The following is a 22,563-nucleotide window of genomic DNA, read 5'->3' on the forward strand; positions in this document are numbered from 1 at the left end:
TTAAGACTAATACAGTAATTAACAACTTTAGAAGTTTAAAGAAGAATAATGTTTTAGAATAAGAAGTTGTGGACGATAGGGGAATTGAACCCCTCAGCACGGAGCTTAGGAGGCACGACTGGCAGCCCGCATCGCCCATGATTGCCATTAAAAGGAGCAGCGATTATCCGCTGCTCCTTTTAATTTATTTCCGTAATCTGCTTGGCGAAGGAAATTGAACAATTTCACCTGGTTTACCATTAAACAAGTCTTTAGGCTCTTGACTAAAGCGATGACGTAAATTAATAACCTCGCCAGCTTGAGGATTAAGAAAGTGAATTGGCAAACCAGCACTATCCTCAATATCTAAATGGTGGAGATTTAACTCATTTGAAATATCTGCACCACTCAGAATGCCTTCTTTAATCAAAAGTTCAACAGCATTTTTGATTAGCTTTGGTATTTCTATTTCTAGCTCATCATCAAAAGGTTCATTGGTTCGCCAGCCTCTTCTAGTATAACTACGCCATAAAGACTGCGCCTTCTCCTCATTCAAAAAATCAAGATGTTCTGCTCTTTTAATCATCATAGCTATAGATAGCTTCCATCTGCGCTTTAATAAGCGAAACATCTCTAAGTTTGTCTTCTTTACTTCTTTGCTAAATGAGGTATATGGAAACTGAATAGCTCCAGCAAACCTACTAGCCTGGTCTTCAATTAACTTGAAATACTTGGGATTATTTAAGTAAATATCAGATATATTACGGTGAAGAATTAAATGTCCTAATTCATGAGCTAGATCAAATCGAGAACGGACAGCGCAGTTTTTGTCTGTCCCAAGGATTATATATGGACGACCTGAAACCCAAAGAGAAAAAGCGTCTAGTGTTTCAGCTTCTAAGGAGCGTCGAACAATAATTGCTCCATTATTTTCAAGCAGCCAAACAGAATTACTGATTGGTCCATCCCCAAGCCCCCAATAGTGACGTACTTGAAAAGATGCTTGTTCTATATATTCATCTGATATCTTAGTAGGATCAGCGGGAGGATTGATGTTAGGAAACTTTACAGAAGGGAATTCTATAAACATCTCTGTTAACGTTACAAAATCTAGTAACCAGTGAAATTTTTCTTCTGCCATTTCTCGTGCTGATTTTGTAGCTGCACTCATTGAACGATAGAAGTGAGGTGTTTCCCCTACAACTATTTCCCTACTTTTTTGAAGAAAGAAAGATACAGGAAAGTTCAGGATTTCGCAGATTTTTTCTGTTATTTCTGGACTAGGAGTTTGCCGTCCACTCTCGTAATTTGATATTGCTTGCTTTGTTACTCCTAGCTTATCTGCAAGAGATACAGCAGTGACATTTCTTGCTTTCCTCGCTCTCCTTAAATTTGCTCCCATAAAACCTGGCGTACTCGGTTTCATTGCCTTTTTTCTCCTACTTGCTTGTTGAAGCGACGGATTTGAGGTTGCAGTGGCTCTTCAATCTTCTCTTCTGGAGATACTCTAATCGGTTGAATAATCGGCTCTTTTACCTCAATCGGATCTGCTTCTGGTATAATTGTACTAATGATATTGGGATGTAGTGCCAATAAATTAATTCGTTCAACATACGAATGCCAATGGTTGCTTGGGAAGGCGATTGTGACAAATCCAGGAGACACAGATTGCGGTGGACCGTAGAGTAAAATCGCATAAATATCTTCTGCATCTGCAATACTGTCTTGCTCAAAAAGCCCTAATTGCCCATTCCCGTTATAGGTATCTCTAAAATCCGCACGCCTCGGCTTATATGCAGGGCTTGGGACAGCAGAAGCAGTCAAAATTATGTTTCCCGACTTGACATATGTATGAGAGTAGTTCCCAGCTTTATTCCGCCTACTTTCAGCTTTAATTTTAGGATACTTATTCGATAGCCTTCGCCATTCTGCTTCAAATATGCCCCTGCAATAATGCGATCTGACATCGTGCGCTTCATCTTGTCCGAACAGAGGTGGAACGCAATGTTCCATAGTTTTTTCATAAGCCTTTGCAACAGCCCTGAGAGTGTCTTGACACCAATCTTTTGGGAAAACCTCATGAAATGCTTGTTCTAGCAAGGAAACAGCCATACACCCTACATTAGTTTACTCGTATATACTAGTAAACTAATGTGGCTTATTTTATTATTTTAGTCAACTAATGCTTAACATTCTGTAACGTTTTTAGCGTATCCAAAGGGTATCTCTCAAGCATTTGACCGAATGGTATCCATTGCTCCTCAGTTGTTAAAACATGAAGGAGTCCTTCGATTTTAGTAGACGCAGCAATTAGCTTAAGAGATTTGGCTAGTGGATACCATTCATCAAAAACAGCATTTTCAAGTTTCTCTTCATAATCCTGATTAGGAATCCAACGATTTTTGATGGCGGCAACTAAAAAACCAGCCATATTTGGAACTTCTTTTTCTTTGGACAATTGTTCTTTAAGAGTAGCAATAGCTTTAAGCGTTACTTCGTCAGGCGTAGACTTAATCAACTTTTGCAATGTAGAATTCATTGGAATACCCAATACTTCTAACTCATTTTTGATAGTGTCGTTAATTACACCTACCGACTTTTTGGCTGAAAGATTTAAAATATTCGGATTTTCGGGTGATGAATTTTTAGGTGACTGAGATTGGCGTAAATCTAGTTCATCTCTCAGATGCAAATTCTCTTTTTCCAAATATTCTACTCTGTGTTCTAACTCCGAGACTGATAAAATTCGCCCATAGGCAACCTCTAATTGTTCTCTTAATCCCCTGTTTTCAGCTTCAACTCTTTGTAGCCTATCTTTCAAGGTTTGATATTTCGCCTTCCACGAAGATTCAGATGTTCTTTCCTGTGGTGGCAATTTCTTCTCTTCCAAACACTGTTCTCTGAGAGACTGAATTCGCTGTTTAATTACTGGTTCTTTGTAAAGCCAAGCTTTACTAACATCAGCAGCTTCAGCTACGGTGTTAAAGTTGATTTTTTTCTTATCCTTAATCAACTGCTGGATAGCTTTATCGGTTTTTGCTAAAGCTTCATCCCTTTTCTTAGTGGCATTTTCCTTCAAGCCATTAGTATTCCTTTCATGCTTCATTTTCTGCCTCCAACGCAGTGATGATGCGCTCTAAATTTTCTTTGACAGGTAAGTTTTCTTTAAGAATCTCTCTAGACCTCTTGCTATCTTGATTTTCGTATGCCCACTCAACTATTGTGGTGGTACGGTTTAAGTGGTCTTTGTGCTTATCAAGATATCGAGTATCAGTTTTAAAGTGCGTACAACTTAAACACTTGTTAGCCCCATAAGGACAAGCGCCTTGAACAATTGGCAAGCCACATAATCCATTAGGAAGGGCTTGAGCCAGGATATTCTTTCTCATCCACTGCTCATCTATACTGTTTGGATCAATCCCCTCAGTCATTTCAGCTTTAATATTATCTGGCTCTACTACCTTGCCAGTTATGTCAACCATCCTGTGTTTAAACTTTGCAAATTCCTCTTTTAAGGTTTGGTCATGAATATGTGCATAAACACTGGTCATTTCCGGTGTCTCATGCCCTAAAAAACGTTGAATAATATGCTGAGGAACGCCAAGATTAATCATCCGAGTACCAACTGTGTGACGGAATTGGTGTGCTTGGAATCGCCAAGGTGTACCTGATTTATCACAAATATTGCAATCGTAAGCTAGTTGATTGATTGCTTTAGAAAATGCTCCCTGTTTTATAGCCTCTTTTTTGTGCGAATGATAGGTGGAGGCGAATAGATAAGGGTAGTCACCATGCTGTCTTCTAATCTCTTTTTGCTGTTCTTGTATTACCGCAGCTATTTCTGAAGAAATGGGAATACTATGATCTTTCTTCATTTTATACTGATAGTAATGAAGAAAATAATCGCCACTTAAATCTTGAGTCAAACAATTAAATGGCATCCTACATAATTCGCTGATTCGCATTCCTCCGTCTTGAATAATTAGCACCATTCGCTGAAAAGTAGGCTCTAACTTGTCTAAATTTTGATTTAGTTGCTGCATCACTTCTTCAGGAATAAAGCGAGGCTGTCTTTTAGGAATACCAGGGAAGTCCTCTTGATAAATTAGACGCTTATCCGGTACATTCAACCATTCTTCTCTCACACAAATCTCTAGAAAAGCCTTCAGTATACTAATATTTCTGTGTCTAGTCGCTTCTGCTAAATTGGATGATAACAAATAACTTAAATAATCCTCAACTAGTAAACGGTTAATTTCTTCTGGCAATAGTTGAGGATATTTTTTGCTAACAAAAATCGAAAAATTGACTAATCCTTGCAATCTAGACATAGCTTCTTGCAAAGAATATATGGCTAAAGTATATTTTATAAATCTTTTTGCTCCATCACGCAGCCATAATTGCTGAATGCGAGAAAAATTCAGAGTACGTATGGAACGTGATGGATTGCATTTTATGCCAAGTTTACCAATATCCCACAAATCTTTTACATACTCATCTCTTTCATCATAAAAATCTTGAACAAACTTATATATTTGACTTAATGTATAGATGCGTGGATCTTCGGTAGAGTATTCTACTAATTGTTGATTGCTGCGTAATGCAGTGCCATTACCGGATCTATACATACCATTCATAAGTAAATAAGAACGAAATGATGTTGCTAAATAGTGAACATCGCGCTCTATTAAAGAAGAAAATTTATCAGATATAGTATTTAGCCAACAACAAATTTGTTTGATTTCAGCAGCTTTACGCCATAGAGTACCAATCTGCCATTCTTTTATCTCCATTTTTTGCCAACAGGCATACTTTATTTCTGCATTTAGCGATGGAGATAGACACTTGAAGTAGACATTTTTATTGCCGTGATATTTTAGAGAAGTTTTATCTTGGATTGGGCAGCTACCAATATGCCATCTATCTTCTGCCCAATAACCTTGAAGTTGATCAGCTAATTTTTGTTGCTTTTCTAAAGACCATCTAATTTGCAATGCTTCCATTATTTATCTCTCTTATTTAGATAATCTTGATAAGCCTCTTTCATGTCATCTTGACTGAGGTGAGTGTAAGTATTGAGGACGGTTTGAACTTGAGCGTGTCCTAATCTTTTCTGAACATGAGCAGCATCCCATCCTGCTCGAATTAACTCTGTTGCGTGGCTATGCCTGAGCATATGAGGACGAGCATATACATCAGTTTTTTCGCTCAATCTTAAAAATAATTGTGCGACAGCACCGTATGTCATTGCTTGCCCAATCTTGCCTTCCCAAAGATTGACAAAAATGTAATCGCTATCTGTATCGTTAAATTCTGTAAGCAAATATTCTGAATAGATACCCATTAGTTCTTGGCTAACGTGGATAGAATACTTGTTCTTTGTTTTTGCTCTAGCTCCGTTAGCATTATCATCTCTTGGTACAATCCAGATAAGATTATCCCAAGACTGAATATCAGAATGCCTCATGCCTAAAGCTTGTCCGATGCGAATACCACTTTCGTAAAGTAAAGAGATTAGAAATTTATCTCTTAATCTATGACACGCAGTAATCAATTGCTGAATTTCTTCTTTTGATAAAGTTTTGGGTAATTGCTTTGGCTCTTTCAGTTTAATCAGCTTAGTTCTAATGGGTTTACTTTTACTGATGTGATGAAGAAAGGGCTTATATTTCCTTCCTGGCTGCATCCTCGATGTATAAAGTGGAATACCTGCAACTACTCCTAGCCTTTCTTGATAGTCATAGAGCATTGCCACTGAAGTAATAATTAGATTGACTGTTGATTCGGTTCTTTTGGCTTTTTGCTCATAGATAGAAGCAATGTTTGGTTGTGGACTTCTCAACCAAGCTATGAAATCAGCAATATCTGATTCTTTAATTTTTGTCCAGTCTTTGTTCGTGTTCTCAAGATACTCCCAATAAAGCTTTAGGTGATAAGCATAGGATCTAATAGTGTTAGGAGATTTTTCAACGTTTTTCAAATAGCTCAAGAATTCTTGGATTGGTTTAATCGGTAAGTAATCGTCTCCTAAAACCATCCAAGTAAATTTATCGCTATTAGGAAGTTTTACTTTTTGAACTTTCACTTCACTTTGTAGATTACGTCTACTTTATAGAATTGCTAATGTTTACTATTCTACAATGAATAGGTTTTGGTGTCAAGATTGTTGTTGTTTACTTTAAAGAATTGTTTTTAAAAGCTATAGTTTTAATTTGTGATGTAAAAAATCTCCTTTGGGTAAAATTGGAACTCCAACTGTAGAAATAGGATTTTTCCAAAGACGGTTATCAATTTCATATTTACAGTTATCACTGACAGCAATTCCCATCATATCTAAAGCTTCACTATAGAAACGATAGGCAAATTGTGGTTCAATTAAAGCCCGAATTTGTACATTTTGGTCATGGCGCTTTTCTAGAATATTGGCTAATAGTTGATCTGAAAATACAAATAATGCCATATCTACAGATTTAGTTGCTGTATCCAAGGTTTTACCAATTAACCCATTGCTAGTATTACTCCAAATCTGAGTTGCTGAAGTCGGTGAAAAATGTACGGTAATTTTAGTATTAGCTAAAGTGATTTGTTTGGGTAAACGCAGCGGTTTTTTCACACCAAATATACTATCTGGTTTTCCTCCTACTCCATCACCCCACATCATGTTAAACTCTTCTGTAAATAAAGTTGCTAATTCGGGACTATCTATTTTTAATAAGTTGTTGGCGTTTCCTAAACTGCTGGGATTTGTAAAATCACCGGAAGTATCGCTTAAGGTGAAATTTGCGGAAGTAACAATCACAAAACGATTATCTACGATTACAAATTTATGGTGCATTAAACTGCTACCTTTGGAACCATCAGCGGTATCATCTATCCAGGGTATTTTGGCATTTTGGATAATTGCTAAAGCATCCCGTTGACTAATTTCTTCAGGTGTGATTTTATCATCTTGGTTGATATCAACAAATTTACGGAATTCTTGATATCGGTCTTGTTCTCTTTTTGCTAATTTCTGGATTTCTGCTGATGTGAAATTACTCCAAGGACGAGAATAGTTATTCTCTAAAATTAATCTCACTTTTACCCCAGATTTATGTTTAGCAGCTAGGACTTGAGAAATTTTGGGTAAACGCAATTCTTGTACTGCTATATCTACAGTAGATGTTGCTTGAGAAATAACATCAACAATCTGTGTTTCTAAGTCATCTCCTAAGCGGGTTTGTTGACGGTAAACTTCCTGATATTCTGAAGATTGGGAATGATTAAAGTAAACTTGAATTAATGGATCTTGGGGTAATGGTGCTAAACGCTGATTTGAAGACTTGACTTTTTGACAACCAAAAAGAGTGAAGATTAATAAAAAAATATAATAAAAATATCTTTGATGAGGGAAAATAGACACGGTAATCTGCTCAAAGTGAATTAAGGGTTAACGTTTTTATTATTCCCCAAAAGGTGTATGTCGAATTATATAGAAAACCCACTGCGTCAAAATGGGATAGATCCGCATTTAGAACTGACTCAGTAATACGGAGATGGGGAAATTATTGTTTGATATACTGTAAACGGCTTAAAACTTGACTTCTCTCCAAACCTCTCCCCGTCCACAGGGAGAGGCTTAGAACCTAGTTTTTTAGTCAAGAGAAAGTAAAATTCCTAACCGTTTTGAGTATAAATAAATAGGCGAACCGGGTATAACTCAATTATTGATTTTATGCAAATATATCTAGATTACAGTGCAACTACTCCCACTCGTCCAGAAGCGATCGCCATCATGCAAGCAGTTCTCTCCCAAGAGTGGGGTAATCCTTCCAGTTTACATGAATGGGGCAACCGTTCAGCCTTGGTTCTGGAACAGGCAAGAATGCAAGTTGCAGGCTTAATTAACGCCATTCCTGAATCAATTATCTTTACTTCTGGGGGAACGGAAGCAGACAATTTAGCAATGATGGGGGTAGCGCGATGTTACAGTGTCCCCCAACATATTATTATTTCTAGTGTCGAACATTCTGCCATTTCTGAACCGGCACGAATGTTAGAAAGTTGGGGTTGGGATGTAACCCGCTTGGGTGTTGATCATCAAGGTAGAGTCAATCCCCTAGATTTAAAAGCAGCTTTGCGTCATAACACGGTTTTAGTCTCCGTCATTTACGGACAAAGTGAAGTCGGGACGGTACAACCGATTGCAGAATTGGGTAAAATTGCCAAAATACATGGTGCTTTATTTCACACAGATGCAGTCCAAGTTGCCGGACGTTTACCTATAGATGTGCAGACTTTACCTGTAGATTTACTAAGTCTATCTAGTCATAAACTATATGGTGCTTTGGGTGCAGGGGCGTTGTATGTGCGTCCTGGTGTGGATTTAATGCCTTTGGTGGGGGGAGGTGGACAAGAAAGAGGAATGCGTTCTGGTACGCAAGCAACACCCGCTATTGCTGCGTTTGGTGTGGCTGCGGAATTAGCGGCGCAAGAATTGGTGGGGGAAAGGTTAAGATTGATCGGATTGCGCGATCGCTTATTTTCTCTTTTAGCAGATGTGACCGGTTTAGTTCCTACGGGTGATTTAATCCACCGTCTTCCTCATCATCTCAGTTTTTATTTAAAATACGCCGACGGGGAAAAAATCAGCGGGAAAACATTGGTACGTCAGCTAAACTTGGCGGGGATTGGTATTAGTGCTGGTGCTGCTTGTCATAGTGGAAAATTAAGCCCCAGTCCGATTTTATTAGCAATGGGTTATTCTCAAAAAGCGGCTTTGTCAGGAATTCGGTTGACATTGGGGAAACAGACAACAGCAGCTGATATTGATTGGACAGCGATGGTGTTGAAACAAGTTTTGCAGAGATTGGTAAATGTGGAATTATTAAAGAGTTGAAAAATATGATTGTCAGAATCAGGATGTCCAGGATTTAAGGATTTACAGGATTAAATAAATCAACATCTCAATTATTTTCAGGATAATTATGTATTTATCGTTGTGGTTATTTATAAATAAAAATGGTTGAGATTTTATGAGATAGCAATTTTCATTCAAGTGAGGTACACCGAAGAAATAATTAACCGCAGATGGACGCAGATAAACACAGATAACTTTGTACCTCATTAGATTAGGAAACGCTATAATATTAGGACGGTTATAAATTGCATCTACATAAACAAAACCCACCTGTGTGGGTTAATTTTCTTTACTGAACATAACAATACAAAATTGATAATTATTAATTAAAATCCTGTAAATCCTTAAATCCAGGCTATCCTGATTCAGACAAAATTTATACCTGATTACCTCACAAGCACAGCTAATACCCACACCAAAAGCAGCAATAGAACAGGAAAAACAAAAATTTGAACGTCTAGCCGCCAAACTGAGAGAATTGAATATTGATCCAGAGACTTGATCGAATATCTAAATTATGCCAGAACTACCCAAAACGTTAGAAGATGCGATCGCCCAATCCCGTGAAGCTGTAAAATCTGCTTTAGCTGATGGCATGACTCGCATTCAAGTTGATTTTCTGTTTCCCGAACTCAAATTTATGCCAGTTGCAGAACAATTTCTGCCTGTGTTGGCTGAATATGAATCCCGTCTGAAAGTCTTTTTTGCTGATGCGGGTGCAGCTGCTTTAGCCCGTAGAGATTGGCAAGATGTACCCTTTAAAATTGAGGATATTGGTACAGGTAGGGCTGCTTCTTTACAAACCAAAATTCAGCCAGAAGATGAAATTTTCCTCTTTATCGCCCCAACTTCCGTAGAAGTACCGCAATTAGAAAAGCTATGTGAAATAATTGGTACGCGCCCTTTCATCATGTTAAATCCTCGTCTCGAAGATTCGGGTGTCGTCGGTATTGGTTACGCTGCTAGAGAAACCCGTCGCCGTTTTATCAGCACCATTGAATCTTGCTATTACCTCCGCCCTGTGGATGACGAAAGCGCCGTTTTGCGTAGCTATCCTGGACAGTGGGAAGTATGGTTAGAAATTGAAGGCGAATATCAAAAAATTGCCGAATTACCAAAAAGACCCGCAGGTGATGAGTTAGATCTGATTCTCATGAAGGGACAACCAGTAAACTCCACAGATGGAACACCTGCAAAAAAACCCAGTGTGTTTAAGAGTTTGCAACGTTTTATCAAGGCTTTGAGTAGTTAAAGGGCGGAAAATGTAGAGATGTTTGATCAAACGTCTCTACAGTACAGATTTAATCCGTATTCCTACACTATTCCCTGTTCCTTCAACTCAATATGCAATTTATTATGCACTACTACTGATTACTGTTTTCGAGGTCTTTAGCACTTCTCTTAGCAGTGTCTGGATACACAGAACTCCATTGTTTTAGAGCTTCGCCAGATTCTTTAGCAATTCTTTTGGCTCTTTCACCAGCAGCATTTTCTGTTTGACGAGCTTCTTTGTTCCATTCGCCTGTAGTTTTGGGTCTATCAGCATCATCCTGATGTACAACTTTGTCTAGTCTTTTGGTTACAGAGTTGCTGCCACGTCCAGATTCAATAGTAGAATCTAAGCTTGTTGCTAGAACTAAAAAACCAACTAAAGCAACAGCAAAAAAGCGTTTAATTTCCAAGCTTTGATATATAAACTTAATAGTCTCTAGTGCTTTAGTAAGTAAATTTGCCATCATTTTACTCCATCAATTCAATGTAAATAAACTTGTCACTTAGCAGAGCTTTATTGGTTAGCTAATAATCTGAATTAGCAATGATTGAGCAAAATCATATTGGTTTGATCACCAATTTAGCCGCCACTACCACAATTCAAAATTAGCAATAAAAAGCTAGTTGTTCATCTAACAAAAGTTATAAACAATTTATAGACTAAGGAATAGACGAAGGAAGTTTTTTAATCCTGCTTCATATAGTAATCCCCATCTGCCGCAATCAATAGGAGGCTAGATGAAAACCGCTGTCTTAAGAAAGATGTTAATTCCCTTGCAATGGTGCGTTTAATGTTTTTTCAATGCGATCGCGCGTTTCTAATACGAAAGCTTTGGTATATTCATCTTCAGAATTCACTCCTCTAAGTTTGCTATTCAATTGTTGGAGTTTATACCAAGCTAAAGTCCGAGCATCTTCTGGTACACCTTCTTTCCGCAACACCATAGCCATCAACAGATTCAGGTATTGCCGTTGTAAACCCCGCCGCAAACTAGAAATTTTTAATTTACCTTTGGGTTGTAAAACTTCCGTCCAAATTCCATTTTGCAAAGTATCGAATAACTCAGGTAAAGTCAATGATTGCCCAGCTTTACTTTTCAATTCCATATCCTTGAGACGAGAAAGGCGATCACCTGAAAGTAAATCCCCTAACACAGCACTCTGAACAAACAACACCAAATCATGAATTGGATAATCTAAACGTCCTGTCTTGGGAGTAATACCCCAATGTCGCCATCGAGAAGGTGCTAATTTATTCAGCAATTCTGGGGAAAAATTGAGCGCATCCTCAGCAAAAACATACTTTTGCAGCGTTGCTAATGCCTGCCTTTGTTGTTCTACTGGAACGGCGACAAACGGCAATTTTCCTTTCCCTTCACTGGGATGAACTCGGTAAAAAGACTGTCCACCAATGTATTTACTAGTATAAAATAGCTGCTGTAAATAATTACCTAATACAGTTTCAAAGCGATCGCTTAAATCGCTATAACTTTCTCCAGCCATTGGATAACCCTGATTTAAACGTTGCCACATCAGACGGGAATTATCCAACTGCCATTGAGAATAAACCAGCACATTGCCGCTATTATCCCAAGCCGCCGAAGTCGGATCAATATCAGATGTATCCTCATCAGGAGAATAACTCAACTCTGGTTTTACTGATTGTTCAGCAATTTTATCTAAAAATGGTTTTTCCGCAATGGGAGTTTTCGCGTCAGAGGGACTGTAGCCATACTGAATTGCCCAATCATCATAAGTTCCCACCATACTGGGAAAATAATCTCCCTGCTGCGTACCCTGGGGGGCAATATTGGGGGGAATATAATCCATTACCGAGGATGTCAAGCCTTTGCTACGGCTAATTTCTAGATTATTCATCTCCTCTGGTGGTAAGAGAGTACTGCCACGAAAATTGTGCCGCAAACCTAAAGTATGACCAACTTCATGAGCAATAATTAAACGTAAATATTGATGAATATAATCTTGCACCTGCTCTTTGGTCGGAGTAATATTTGGCAACAGTGACATTGCCAGCGAACCAAAAGCAAATTGGTTAGCAGATTCTATTCCGTAGCATAAATCATACTCTCCTGCTAGTTTGGATAAATTACCTAATAATCCTTTAGCCGTTTTATCACCTTTGTTACAAAGCAGACGATTTTGCATCAATGCTGATAAGGAAGTACGAGTTTGTGTTTGGTTGGGTAAAACAATTTGACGATAATCCTTTTTTAATACCCGGACAAAACTTGCATCTACCAGAATATCTGCATCTAAAATTTCTCCAGTCAAAGGATTACTACGAGATGGTCCCATCGCAAAATATCCATCTACAGTATTAATCCAGCGGATTGTATTGTAACGAATATCGGCTGCGTCCCATGTGGCATTATCTGGCATTTGTCGGACTTCGATTGCATCCTTAAATCCCGCTTTTAAAAAGGCTTGATTCCACATCAAGACACCTTCTTTAATCGCACTCCGGTATTCCAAAGGTACAGCATTATCAATCCAGAAAACTATCGGTTTTTTGGGTGGAGAAATTGCTGCTTGGGGATCTTGTTTTTCTAAATTCCAGCGATTAATATAACGCACGAAAGGATCATTACGATCATCTGTGGATAAATCTTGATAAGCCGTGAGGAAATAACCGACTCTATCGTCTGCTAACCGGGGTTGATAATTATTTTTAGGTAATTCCGAAAGACTGTAATGAACTCGCAGAGTAAAGCCCCGACTATCAGGTAGCACACTAAAATTCTGGTTTTGATTATTGCCACTTTTACCACTGCTAGAGAAATTGAAAACCGATTCAATTTCCACATTTCCTGGAAAAACTTTAGCATTTCCAAAATAGTTTTGGTCAGGACTAGCAGCCAATTCTAAACCCGCAGATAATCCCGCTAAATCTGTCAGCAGCAAGTCACCTAAATCAATGAGAACGGTTTTGCGTTCTGGATTAATACTTTTAATTGGGATAGTATATAGAATAGAGTCACTAAAAGACCGGGAGAGCGATCGCGCTTGGGGGTCTCCTTCACGGGTACGAAAATTAACATTACGGACGATAAATTGTAAGTTATTATCTACTCGTTGGAAATAAAATAAAAAATCTTGTAATGGCATCCCACTGTAAATACCTCTTTCACCAATACCAGATTCCAAGGTGGCTGTAGCTAAGAAGTTTTTCTGTAGTTGCTCTGGTTTAATCTCTAAATATATTTTATTTTTCTCTTTTTGACGATAAAGAGTAAACATCCCTTCTAGTTTTTCAGCATCTTTTACTAGTTCATTAAATTGCTCTAATTCGTCCGGTTTAGCGGGTTTAGTGGTAGGGTTAGGCTTTTTCGTCGGCTGATTAGGAGTTTTAGCAATTTGTAAAAATGGTTGCTGTCTGGCTTTATGTGGATCTTGCACTACCCACATAAAAGGTTGTTTTTTTACTTGTTTATTATGATCAATCACCCATACTTTTGATGTTGGTAATGTGTTCTCAGCCACTTTTACCCCTGCTTCAGTTCCTAGTTTGAGTCGATTGATTGGTAGTGACTTAGCGCCAGCAGTTCCCATTCCTAAAAACAAACTGTGTAACAAAACGATATAAAAGGTTAATTTGTTCATTCTTTGCCACCCTAATAAGTCAGTATTCCTGGTTAACTTGCTATTGTCCTAAAACTCAGGAAGTTTTCACTTAGGGACTTCCAATTAAAAAAATCCCCAATTTGTAGGGTGGGTTACGCTGCGCTAACCCACCATTACTATCCCCTAAATTTATGGTGGGTTACGGACTACCTAACCCACCCTACGATTTTTGGGTAATTTATTTTTTGGTGTTCCCTTAGCCAATAGTTGAATTTCCGAATACTGGTTATACATCAATTTAATATACACTCAAAAACACAACAGAAAATAAATAAAAACCCTAATACTCATATACAATAATATTTAAATAAGCACCTACTTTATAAAAATTGCCCAGCCAAAATCCCAATTTTCATGAGCAACGATACCCAACTTAGCCTTTTTAACGAATCAAGCTTTAACCAAAAAGATCTCATTCCCACAGATTCTAAAATTCCCATTCCTGCCGAAACTTATCCCCAAATGGCAGATTTGGCACAGCATTGTCAGATCTGTCAACGTTGTGAATTGGGGAAAACTCGCACTCATGCTGTAGTGGGACGTGGCAACTTGCAAGCTACAATCATGATTATTGGGGAAGCACCGGGGCAACAAGAAGATGAAACCGGTTTACCATTTGTGGGTAAATCAGGGCAATTACTAGATAAAATTTTGGCATCTGTAGAATTAAATCCAGATAACGACGTATATATTTGTAATATTGTCAAATGCCGTCCACCAGAAAATCGAGTTCCCACACTTGATGAAATGGCGGCTTGTAAGCCTTATTTATTAGAACAAATTCGTCTGGTTAACCCGAAAATTATCTTATTAACAGGTGCAACTGCTGTCAAAGGCATTACAGGAAGTAAGCAGGGAATTACGAAAATTCGTGGACAATGGCTGGAGTGGGAAGGGCGTTTATGTATGCCGATTTTCCATCCTTCCTACTTGTTGCGTAATCCTTCTAAAGACAAGGGTTCTCCTAAATGGTTGATGTGGCAGGATATACAGGCAGTGCGGTCGAAGTTTGATGAAATCCGAAATCACGGCTGATGGAACTGAAGTCTATGAATTTATCGCCTTCGCACAGTTCCGGCTTGACAATCGCGTAACCAAAGTTTAACACCTTGAGCGATCGCACCGTTACTACTATCTTTTGCTGGTGCAATAGTTGATTTGGCTGGATAAGCAGCAGTTTGAGTCAACATCATGACCACATTCCAACCATTTTTAGTTTTCGTTAAAAACAGTCTGTGAAATTGTTGCAACTCTATCGCTTTCTTACTTATATACTGTCGTTCCAAGGTAGTAAAGAAAACCTGTTCAACTCCCTCTGATTCATACTTGACGGCATCAATACCAGGATTTAAAGGTAGAGATTGAAACTCCGGTTTACCTGCTGCCACAATATAAGGAAAAATATCTACACTTCGTCCCAGACGACGGGCGCGTTGGGTGGTACGGTTTGCATAACTTGGTAAATCACGCAATAGCTGAGTAGTTATTGTTTCTAAACTTTGCTCAGAACAGGAAAAACCGGTTTTTTCATTTTCCCCCTGGCTGCTATCTGGGGTGAGAGTTTTGGAAAATGCAGGATAATGAAGGCTATTAGAAATTAAAAGCCAGCAGCCAGAAGTTACAAGCCAGCTGATTCCTGCTTTCATGAGAGTGTTTTGATTTCTTCAACAATCTGATTCCAAGCTAGTTCAGGTTCAGCCGCAGCAGTAATGGGACGACCAATAACTAGATAATCTGCACCTGCAAGTATAGCTTGAGAGGGGGAGAGCGATCGCTTTTGATCTGCTTTCTCAGCCCAAGTTGGCCGGACACCTGGACAAACTAGTAAAAAGTCATTTCCACAACTTTCTCGTAATTGTCCCACTTCTTGGGCAGAACACACAGCCCCATCTAAACCAGATTCTTGAGCTAAAAGCGCCATTTGTAAAGCAAATTCCGGCAATTCTAAAGGAATTTTCAAATCAAACGCCAACTGTCTTGTAGAAATGCTGGTTAACAAAGTAATAGCGATTAACTTTGGTGGTTTAGTCCCCGCTTTTTCTGCTCCTACTTGCACTGCTTCCACCGCAGCTTTGAGAGCATCTTTACCATTAGTAGAGTGAATTGTCAATAAATCCACGCCATAACTAGCCGCAGCACGACAAGCACCCGCAACGGTGTTGGGGATATCGTGAAACTTCAAATCTAGAAAAATCCGCTTTTGGCGTGATTTGAGAATTTCCAGAATCCTTGGACCAGTGCTGGTAAACAACTCCAAACCAACTTTCCAGAAAGTGACTTGAGGAAGTTTATCAACAAAAGCGATCGCACTTTCTAAATCGGGTACATCTAAAGCGACAATAACTCTTTCGTTTGCGTTCATCTGCGTTTATCTGCGTTTCATTAACTTAATCATGGTACAAGACGAACAAAATTCTTTTTACCAACTTGCAGAACCTTACCGTATAAATCCCCAGGTTCGGCAAAAGTCGTATCCACATCAGTCACCTTATCACCATCTAATCGCACACCACCCTCTTGAATTTTCCGTTTACCTTCTGCGGTACTTTTACACAAACCAGTAACACCGAGAAGATAAGCTAATTTAACCGGAAACTGGGCTATAGCAGCCAGAGAAAATTCGGGAACAGCACCTTCCTTCCCACCGCTTTTTGCCGCCTCTTTCGCCTCATTAGCTGCTTGTTCGCCGTGATACTGACGGACAATTTCCCAAGCGAGAAATTCTTGGCGATCGCGCGGGTTTTCTGGCAGACTATCCAAAGGTAAATCTGTCAGCAACTCAAAATACTGTGACAGTAAATTATCTGGCACACCTTGCAACTTCTGATACTTTTGGGAAGGATGTTCTCCCAAAGCAACATAATTACCTAAAGACTTAGACATCTTTTGTACACCATCAGTACCAATCAAAATTGGCAGCAGTAGCCCAAACTGAGGCTTTAGACCAAAATGGCGTTGTAAATCTCGCCCCACAGCAATGTTAAACTTTTGGTCAGTTCCGCCCAACTCCACGTCAGCATCAACAGCCACAGAATCATAACCCTGCATTAATGGATACAGGAACTCATGAAGGAAAATTGGATTCTCCTTTTTATAACGTTCCGAAAAACCTTCCTTGGCTAACATCTGCCCAACAGTCATAGTCGAGAGCAACTCCAAAATTTTCCCCAAATCTAGACGGGAAAGCCATTCCGAGTTATAACGCACCTCCAACCTGCCAGGTGTGTCAAAATCTAAAATAGGACGCACTTGGTCAAGATAAGTTTGGGCATTTTGTGCTACATCAGCTTCAGTCAGTTGACGACGCACATCAGATTTGCCAGTAGGATCACCAATACGTGCCGTAAAATCTCCAATAATCAGAACCGCTGTATGACCAGCATCTTGAAAAGCTCGTAGTTTGCGTACTGGTATACTATGACCAAGATGAATATCCGCACCCGTAGGATCAATACCCAGCTTGACTCTTAAAGGACGATTCGCATTTGCTAAACGCTGTTCTAGACTTTCAGTTTCAGTATCATGATGGGGTTCCGGAAAAATTTCTGCCACACCACGATGCAGCCAAGAGAAATCTTGAGCCATACTAGGGAATTCACTATTAACTACACTTTGCACTTTAGAAATTAGGTTAGTTATGTTCACTGGCAAATTATCCGTTTTCTGCGCTGCCAAACTACTATAATTGCAAAAAATTAGCCGTCTGATTTCATTGAATGAATTACATTTAAATTTACAAGTGAGGAAGTGAGATCGCCGTGTCGTCTAGGACTTTTGAAGATAAACAGCCACCAGATCAGGCTTCATCTGGTTTTGAGTTTTTCAAAGGAGTAGGTCAGGTAACTGGCGGGACTCTATTATCTATCACATTGCTGGCAAGCTCTATTGTAGCGGGAGGACTGGTTGGACTAGCCATTAGTTTCCGCAATTTGCCAGATGTGAGACAACTACGTAACTTTTCTCCTTCAGAAACTACATACATATATGACATTAAAGGTAAACTCTTAACAAGTGTTCACGGGGAAGCAAACCGAGAAGTTGTACCCCTAGATAAAATTTCCCCCCATCTCAAACGGGCAGTATTAGCCAGTGAAGATGCTAACTTCTACACTCACCACGGTATTAACCCTACTGGTATTGGGCGGGCTGTGATAGTCAACTTGGTAGCAGGGGGTGTGAAAGAAGGTGGTTCTACCATCACCATGCAGTTGGTGAAGAACCTGTTTTTATCTCAAAAGCGTGCTTTTACCCGCAAGTTAGCAGAGGCAGTTTTAGCAATTCGACTAGAGCAAATTCTCACCAAAGACCAAATTTTAGAAATGTACCTCAATCAAGTTTATTGGGGTCATAACAACTACGGTATACAAACAGCTGCACGCAGTTACTTTAACAAGTCATCAGAAACTTTAACTTTGGCTGAGTCAGCAATGATTGCGGGTTTAATCCCAGCCCCAGAAGAATACAGCCCATTTGCCAATATGAAGCTGGCAAAACATAAACAAAAAGAAGTTCTGGGGCGGATGCTGGAATTGACTTGGATTACCCAAAAGGAATACGACGACGCTCTCAAGCAAGAAATTAAACTTGGTAGAATTAGGTCATTTCAAGGCAGTGCTTCACCTTATATCACCAATACCGTAGCCCAAGAATTGGCGAAAAAGTTTGGGCGGGAAGCGCTGCTAAAAGGCGGAATGCGGGTGCAAACCACAGTTGATGCCAAATTTCAAGAAATGGCTGAGGCAACGGTCAGCAAGTGGCATAAAACTTTACTGGGACAAGGGTTATACAAGAACCAACTCGCCCTTGTGGCAGTTGATCCCCGGACACATTTTGTCAAAGCCCTAGTGGGTGGTGTAGATCCTAAAGCCAGTGAATTCAACCGCGCCACCCAAGCTCAACGCCAGCCAGGATCTTCTTTTAAACCCTTTGTCTATTATGCAGCCTTTGCCACTGGCAAATATGGCCCAGATAGCACAGTAGTAGATTCCCCAGTCAGCTACCGAGATGGTAATGGTTGGTACTATCCGAGAAACTATGATGGCGGCTTTAGCGGAGCCATGTCAATTCGCACTGCTCTTGCCCAGTCTCGCAATATCCCCGTGATTAAGCTTGGTAAAGCTGTGGGCATGAATAGAGTAATTGAAATCTGCCGCACTTTGGGCATTATGAGTCCAATGGAACCTGTAACTTCTTTGCCTTTAGGTGCAATTGGTGTGACACCTCTAGAAATGGCTAGTGCCTATGCTACCTTTGCTAATTATGGCTGGCAGTCGCCACCAACAGTAATTGTGCGAGTCACAGATAGCAGTGGAAATGTGTTACTCGACAACACACCCAAGCCGCAGCGAGTCCTTGATCCTTGGGCATCGGCAGCAATTATTGATGTCATGCAATCTGTAGTCACAAGTGGTACAGGTAAAGGCGCTGCTATAGGTAGACCCGTTGCAGGTAAGACGGGAACAACTTCCTCTGAAAAAGATATTTGGTTTGTGGGTACAGTACCACAACTCACAACTGCTGTCTGGGTAGGGAGGGACGATAACCGTCAATTGTCCAGTGGTGCAACAGGTGGTGGTATGGTGGCTCCCATCTGGCGTGATTTTATGGTAAAAGCTCTCAAGGATGTACCTGTAGAAAAGTTCAAGTCACCCTCCCAGTTTACTCGTCCTAAATCAAATTAGTGTTACTGGAGGCAAGGAGCAGGGGGCAGGGGGCAGGGGGCAGGTAGCAGGGGGCAGTAGGTAATTATTTCACCCCATCTTGAGCGTCACCGCGTCACCGCGTCACCGCGTCACCCTATCTCCCCATCTCCCCATCACCCCGTCCCCTCGTCCCCGCATCTCTAGTCATAATTGTTTTTCTAGCTCTGTTTTCATCCTCTGTAGGGTGACATTCATTTGCTCAAACATTTGTTGCGGAGTGACACCAAACTGACCCATCTGAGTTTTAAGCTGCTGCATGGTCATTTGCGCCATGAAGTCTTCTGATAGCTCGAACCGTTTCATAAAGACGCGATATCGATCCATCATTGCTTCCATCTGCTCAATAAACAGCTTTTTGCCCTCGCGGTCAAATTTGCCGTAGTTGTTGCCAAGTTGAATCAGCGCTTGATAATCTTCAAAGAGCTGTTTGGCTTCTTGCTGAACTATTTCAGAATCAAAGAATCCCATTTTGCTTCTATTCAACCGAGTGTGATTACTCGGTAACTTCAAATTTTGCCTCTATTTCTATTTTAGTCTAGGGGACAAATCAATTCAAAATTCAAATTAGTGGTTACAGGTGGACACTTTCAGAAAATTCCCCAGAACTGCTGAGGGGAAACTGGCAACTACGAAATTTCACGTAACCTTTCCCCTGTCTTGTGAGGCTTTAAGAATCTTTTTTAGACAAAAATCGATTTAATAAGGCGGCAATACCCAAAGCTTTGGCGACTGATTTAGGATTACCGTTTTCAGTAGGTTGAATGTTCAGTTGAGCAGCGTATTTCAAAGCTAGGGGTTGCTTGGGGTTTAGTTTTAATGCTTGACGTATGTAAACTTTAGCCATTCCTAGGAATTTCTGTTGGAAATGTACTACCCCCAGTAAAGCATAATAGTCACTGTTATTTGGTTCTAGCTTGATAGCATCGCGCAGTTCTTGTACTGCTAGATCCCATTTTCCTTGTTCTCCATACTGAACAGCCCGCTCATAGTTACGTCGAGCATAGTTGATCGGAACCGGGGTAAGATTTTTGTCTTGAGGTAATTTCAGTCCGACTGGTTTGATTTCTGGTCGGGGGATGATCGATTTCGATGAAGTTGTCCACTGTTCTGTGTTTAAAGCATTATTTTTGTGTAAGGATAAATAAACTAAATTCAGTTTACTGATTTGTTTAGTAACTTGATGTGATTGCGGGAGTGATTTATATTGGGCAGATGCATAAGAAGTGATGGCTTTTTCATAGAAAAACTCAGCCTCATTGGGAGACATGGACATGATATCGACATTGAGTCCAGTTTGAAGAACTGAAACTGCCTGTTTGTCTAAGTCTGTCGCTTTTGAGCGCAACGTCCCTACTAGGTTAATCCGTTTTTTTGCCTGTTTTAATTCCTGGTAAGCTGGGTTAATTAACCGGGTCAATATGACTCTGCCTAATTCAGCATCTCGATTATTCGTATTGATATAGTTATCAGGATGTAGTTGCTTTGCTAAGGCATGATAACGTTTAAGAACTTGATGATCATCCGCATTTACAGAAACTCCCAAAACAGCATATGGGTCAATGAGTAGTTCAAGTACTTCTGGTGGCAGGGAGTTCTGTGACATTTTAGTAAGATTTGCATATAAAAGCTTTAAGGTGGCAGCAAAGCTAAGTGCAGACTCAGAAATGTTGAATTAGGTGAATTAATGCCAAGGGTTTGTGATGCTACATATAGCAGTTATATGTGATTTTTTTGTATACCTGAGGGGAGTGTATGGCTAAGGCCACCCAAGATAGAGCCAAAGTGGTTTGGGTTCTGGCTGGGCTTAAACAACTCAGTACCCGGATTTCCCTTGTTTTTTGTTAAGAGTTAAGTAGGTTGGCGTTAAAAATTGTAGTTATGACAAGGCAGAAGGCAGAAGGTTAGAAAATAAAGATGTTGTTTGCTTTTTTCCAACAATTAAACAGGAATTGTACATAGTTTAGTTGTTTGAATTTACTTAACTTGTCAGGAGTAACCGATAACTATTGACTAAATCCATAAAATAGATTTAGATATGCATTTTTTGTTTCATAGTTCACTATGTTGAATTAATCTAAGTGGATTTGCTATGATGACGGTTTTGTCTTAGGAGTTGTGGTATTTGGAGACTGATGGAGATGATTTTAAACAAACGGAAAAGCCGAAGCATTGCTGCTATTTTAGCCTTTTCTGGCACAATGACAATTTCAGGATTACATAAATTTTACTTAGGACAACCACTATGGGGAATTTTATATGTTTTGTTGTCTTGGACACCAATCCCTAAGGTGGCTAGTGCCATAGAGGGAGTTTGGTATTTAGCCCAAGATGAAGAGGCTTTTGACCGGAATTTTAATTTCGGTAAGTCGTCAGCAGCTAAGGTTTCTCTTCAGGTCAGTAATCAAGTAGAATCAGTAGCTAGTGCTGTACGTGAGTTGGATACTCTGCGCCAAGATGGTTTAATTTCGGAGTATGAATTTGAGCAAAAGCGCCGCCATCTCCTAGACCAGATTTCTTAAGGCAAGCACAAACGATGAACAACTGGCTACCTTTAAATCTGAAATTGCAAAAACTCCGCGCCAAGCTGCTCAACGATCCCTACTATCGTCTCCAATCTGGGGAAGAAATTCAGATGGCGGCACAACTGGGTATGCGTATTGATGCAAATCAAGCAACTGTTGATGATTGGCTGCGTTTACCTGGTTTGTCTATTCATCAAGGGCGATCGCTTGTGGAACTTTCCCGCTCTGGTGTTAAATTTTATTGTATTGAGGATATTGCTGCGGCTTTGAGTGTGCCTGTACAGCGGCTAGAACCACTAAAACCTCTACTTAATTTTAGTTACTATGATGATGAATCTCTAGATAAACCTACTTATTTGCTGAACGCGAATACAGCAACATTAGAGAGTTTGGCAAAAATTCCCTTTATCGATTTACCCCTAGCCCAAGCAGTAGTGCAGAATCGTGCCACTGCTGGGCCTTATCGTAATCTGGTTGATTTTCAACAACGGCTAGAATTATCTGGTGAAGCGATCGCTCAGTTAATGTATTATCTGCGGTTTTAGGG

At 39.8% G+C, this 22,563-nt stretch carries 18 protein-coding genes and 1 pseudogene; 6 read left to right on the top strand and 13 right to left on the bottom strand.

The window, feature by feature from the left end; translation table 11 throughout:
• Positions 1–184: 184 nt before the first annotated feature.
• The 6 genes and pseudogenes from H6G59_RS18790 to H6G59_RS18815 all read right to left on the bottom strand — a co-directional run.
• Complete coding sequence (locus H6G59_RS18790; protein WP_190717084.1) at positions 185–1,405, bottom strand: helix-turn-helix domain-containing protein; 1,221 nt, start codon at positions 1,403–1,405, stop codon at positions 185–187.
• Positions 1,402–2,091, bottom strand: coding sequence for a hypothetical protein (locus tag H6G59_RS18795; RefSeq protein ID WP_190717086.1), 690 nt, complete (start codon positions 2,089–2,091; stop codon positions 1,402–1,404). The genes H6G59_RS18790 and H6G59_RS18795 overlap by 4 nt, the downstream gene beginning before the upstream one ends.
• A gap of 67 nt (positions 2,092–2,158) precedes the next feature.
• The gene (locus H6G59_RS18800; protein WP_190717088.1) at positions 2,159–3,085 is read right to left on the bottom strand and encodes a DUF6262 family protein; all 927 of its coding nucleotides are present in this window, start codon (positions 3,083–3,085) and stop codon (positions 2,159–2,161) included.
• Positions 3,075–4,982, bottom strand: coding sequence for a tyrosine-type recombinase/integrase (locus H6G59_RS18805; RefSeq protein ID WP_190717091.1), 1,908 nt, complete (start codon positions 4,980–4,982; stop codon positions 3,075–3,077). The genes H6G59_RS18800 and H6G59_RS18805 overlap by 11 nt, the downstream gene beginning before the upstream one ends.
• Complete coding sequence (locus tag H6G59_RS18810; protein ID WP_190717093.1) at positions 4,982–6,064, bottom strand: tyrosine-type recombinase/integrase; 1,083 nt, start codon at positions 6,062–6,064, stop codon at positions 4,982–4,984. The genes H6G59_RS18805 and H6G59_RS18810 overlap by 1 nt, the downstream gene beginning before the upstream one ends.
• Before the next feature lie 126 nt (positions 6,065–6,190).
• A pseudogene (locus H6G59_RS18815) lies at positions 6,191–7,381 on the bottom strand (phospholipase D-like domain-containing protein); the annotation flags it as partial.
• Positions 7,382–7,693: 312 nt separating this feature from the next.
• Here H6G59_RS18815 and H6G59_RS18820 point away from each other — a divergent pair.
• Positions 7,694–8,857 (top strand): cysteine desulfurase family protein, encoded by a 1,164-nt coding sequence (locus tag H6G59_RS18820; protein ID WP_190717095.1) that lies wholly within the window; start codon positions 7,694–7,696, stop codon positions 8,855–8,857.
• Positions 8,858–9,395: 538 nt separating this feature from the next.
• Entirely contained in the window at positions 9,396–10,130 is a 735-nt protein-coding gene (locus H6G59_RS18825) for a DUF1995 family protein (RefSeq protein ID WP_190717097.1), read from the top strand.
• 112 nt (positions 10,131–10,242) lie between these two features.
• Here the strand turns inward: H6G59_RS18825 and H6G59_RS18830 are convergent, their stop codons facing one another.
• Together H6G59_RS18830 and H6G59_RS18835 are read right to left on the bottom strand one after the other, a co-directional pair.
• A complete protein-coding gene (locus tag H6G59_RS18830; RefSeq protein ID WP_190717259.1) occupies positions 10,243–10,614 on the bottom strand; it encodes a hypothetical protein in 372 nt (123 codons plus the stop codon).
• A 301-nt stretch (positions 10,615–10,915) separates the two neighbouring features.
• Entirely contained in the window at positions 10,916–13,771 is a 2,856-nt protein-coding gene (locus H6G59_RS18835) for a zinc-dependent metalloprotease (protein ID WP_190717099.1), read from the bottom strand.
• 375 nt (positions 13,772–14,146) lie between these two features.
• On the opposite strand from H6G59_RS18835, the gene H6G59_RS18840 reads away from it, so the two are divergent.
• Positions 14,147–14,827 (top strand): uracil-DNA glycosylase, encoded by a 681-nt coding sequence (locus H6G59_RS18840; protein ID WP_190717101.1) that lies wholly within the window; start codon positions 14,147–14,149, stop codon positions 14,825–14,827.
• Between the two features lie 20 nt (positions 14,828–14,847).
• Here the strand turns inward: H6G59_RS18840 and H6G59_RS18845 are convergent, their stop codons facing one another.
• Genes H6G59_RS18845 through tyrS form a run of 3 tightly spaced genes read right to left on the bottom strand, consistent with a single transcriptional unit; the run spans position 14,848 to position 17,377 of the window.
• Positions 14,848–15,438, bottom strand: coding sequence for a hypothetical protein (locus tag H6G59_RS18845; protein ID WP_190717103.1), 591 nt, complete (start codon positions 15,436–15,438; stop codon positions 14,848–14,850).
• Positions 15,435–16,154 carry an orotidine-5'-phosphate decarboxylase gene (gene pyrF, locus H6G59_RS18850; RefSeq protein WP_190717105.1) on the bottom strand — a complete coding sequence of 240 codons (720 nt, stop codon included), beginning with the start codon at positions 16,152–16,154 and terminating at the stop codon, positions 15,435–15,437. The genes H6G59_RS18845 and pyrF overlap by 4 nt, the downstream gene beginning before the upstream one ends.
• A gap of 29 nt (positions 16,155–16,183) precedes the next feature.
• The gene (gene tyrS, locus H6G59_RS18855; RefSeq protein ID WP_199332079.1) at positions 16,184–17,377 is read right to left on the bottom strand and encodes a tyrosine--tRNA ligase; all 1,194 of its coding nucleotides are present in this window, start codon (positions 17,375–17,377) and stop codon (positions 16,184–16,186) included.
• Between the two features lie 173 nt (positions 17,378–17,550).
• Between tyrS and H6G59_RS18860 the strand changes: the two genes are divergently transcribed.
• A complete protein-coding gene (locus H6G59_RS18860) occupies positions 17,551–19,473 on the top strand; it encodes a PBP1A family penicillin-binding protein (protein WP_190717108.1) in 1,923 nt (640 codons plus the stop codon).
• A 165-nt stretch (positions 19,474–19,638) separates the two neighbouring features.
• Here the strand turns inward: H6G59_RS18860 and H6G59_RS18865 are convergent, their stop codons facing one another.
• Together H6G59_RS18865 and H6G59_RS18870 are read right to left on the bottom strand one after the other, a co-directional pair.
• A complete protein-coding gene (locus tag H6G59_RS18865; RefSeq protein WP_071190669.1) occupies positions 19,639–19,962 on the bottom strand; it encodes a DUF1825 family protein in 324 nt (107 codons plus the stop codon).
• A gap of 199 nt (positions 19,963–20,161) precedes the next feature.
• A complete protein-coding gene (locus H6G59_RS18870; protein WP_190717111.1) occupies positions 20,162–21,097 on the bottom strand; it encodes a J domain-containing protein in 936 nt (311 codons plus the stop codon).
• 538 nt (positions 21,098–21,635) lie between these two features.
• Here H6G59_RS18870 and H6G59_RS18875 point away from each other — a divergent pair.
• Entirely contained in the window at positions 21,636–22,013 is a 378-nt protein-coding gene (locus H6G59_RS18875) for an NINE protein (protein ID WP_190717260.1), read from the top strand.
• A 14-nt stretch (positions 22,014–22,027) separates the two neighbouring features.
• Positions 22,028–22,561 carry a ComEA family DNA-binding protein gene (locus tag H6G59_RS18880; protein WP_190717113.1) on the top strand — a complete coding sequence of 178 codons (534 nt, stop codon included), beginning with the start codon at positions 22,028–22,030 and terminating at the stop codon, positions 22,559–22,561.
• The last annotated feature ends 2 nt before the right edge of the window (positions 22,562–22,563 follow it).

Origin of the sequence: Anabaena lutea FACHB-196, assembly GCF_014698305.1 — a bacterium.
Classification (GTDB): domain Bacteria; phylum Cyanobacteriota; class Cyanobacteriia; order Cyanobacteriales; family Nostocaceae; genus Anabaena; species Anabaena lutea.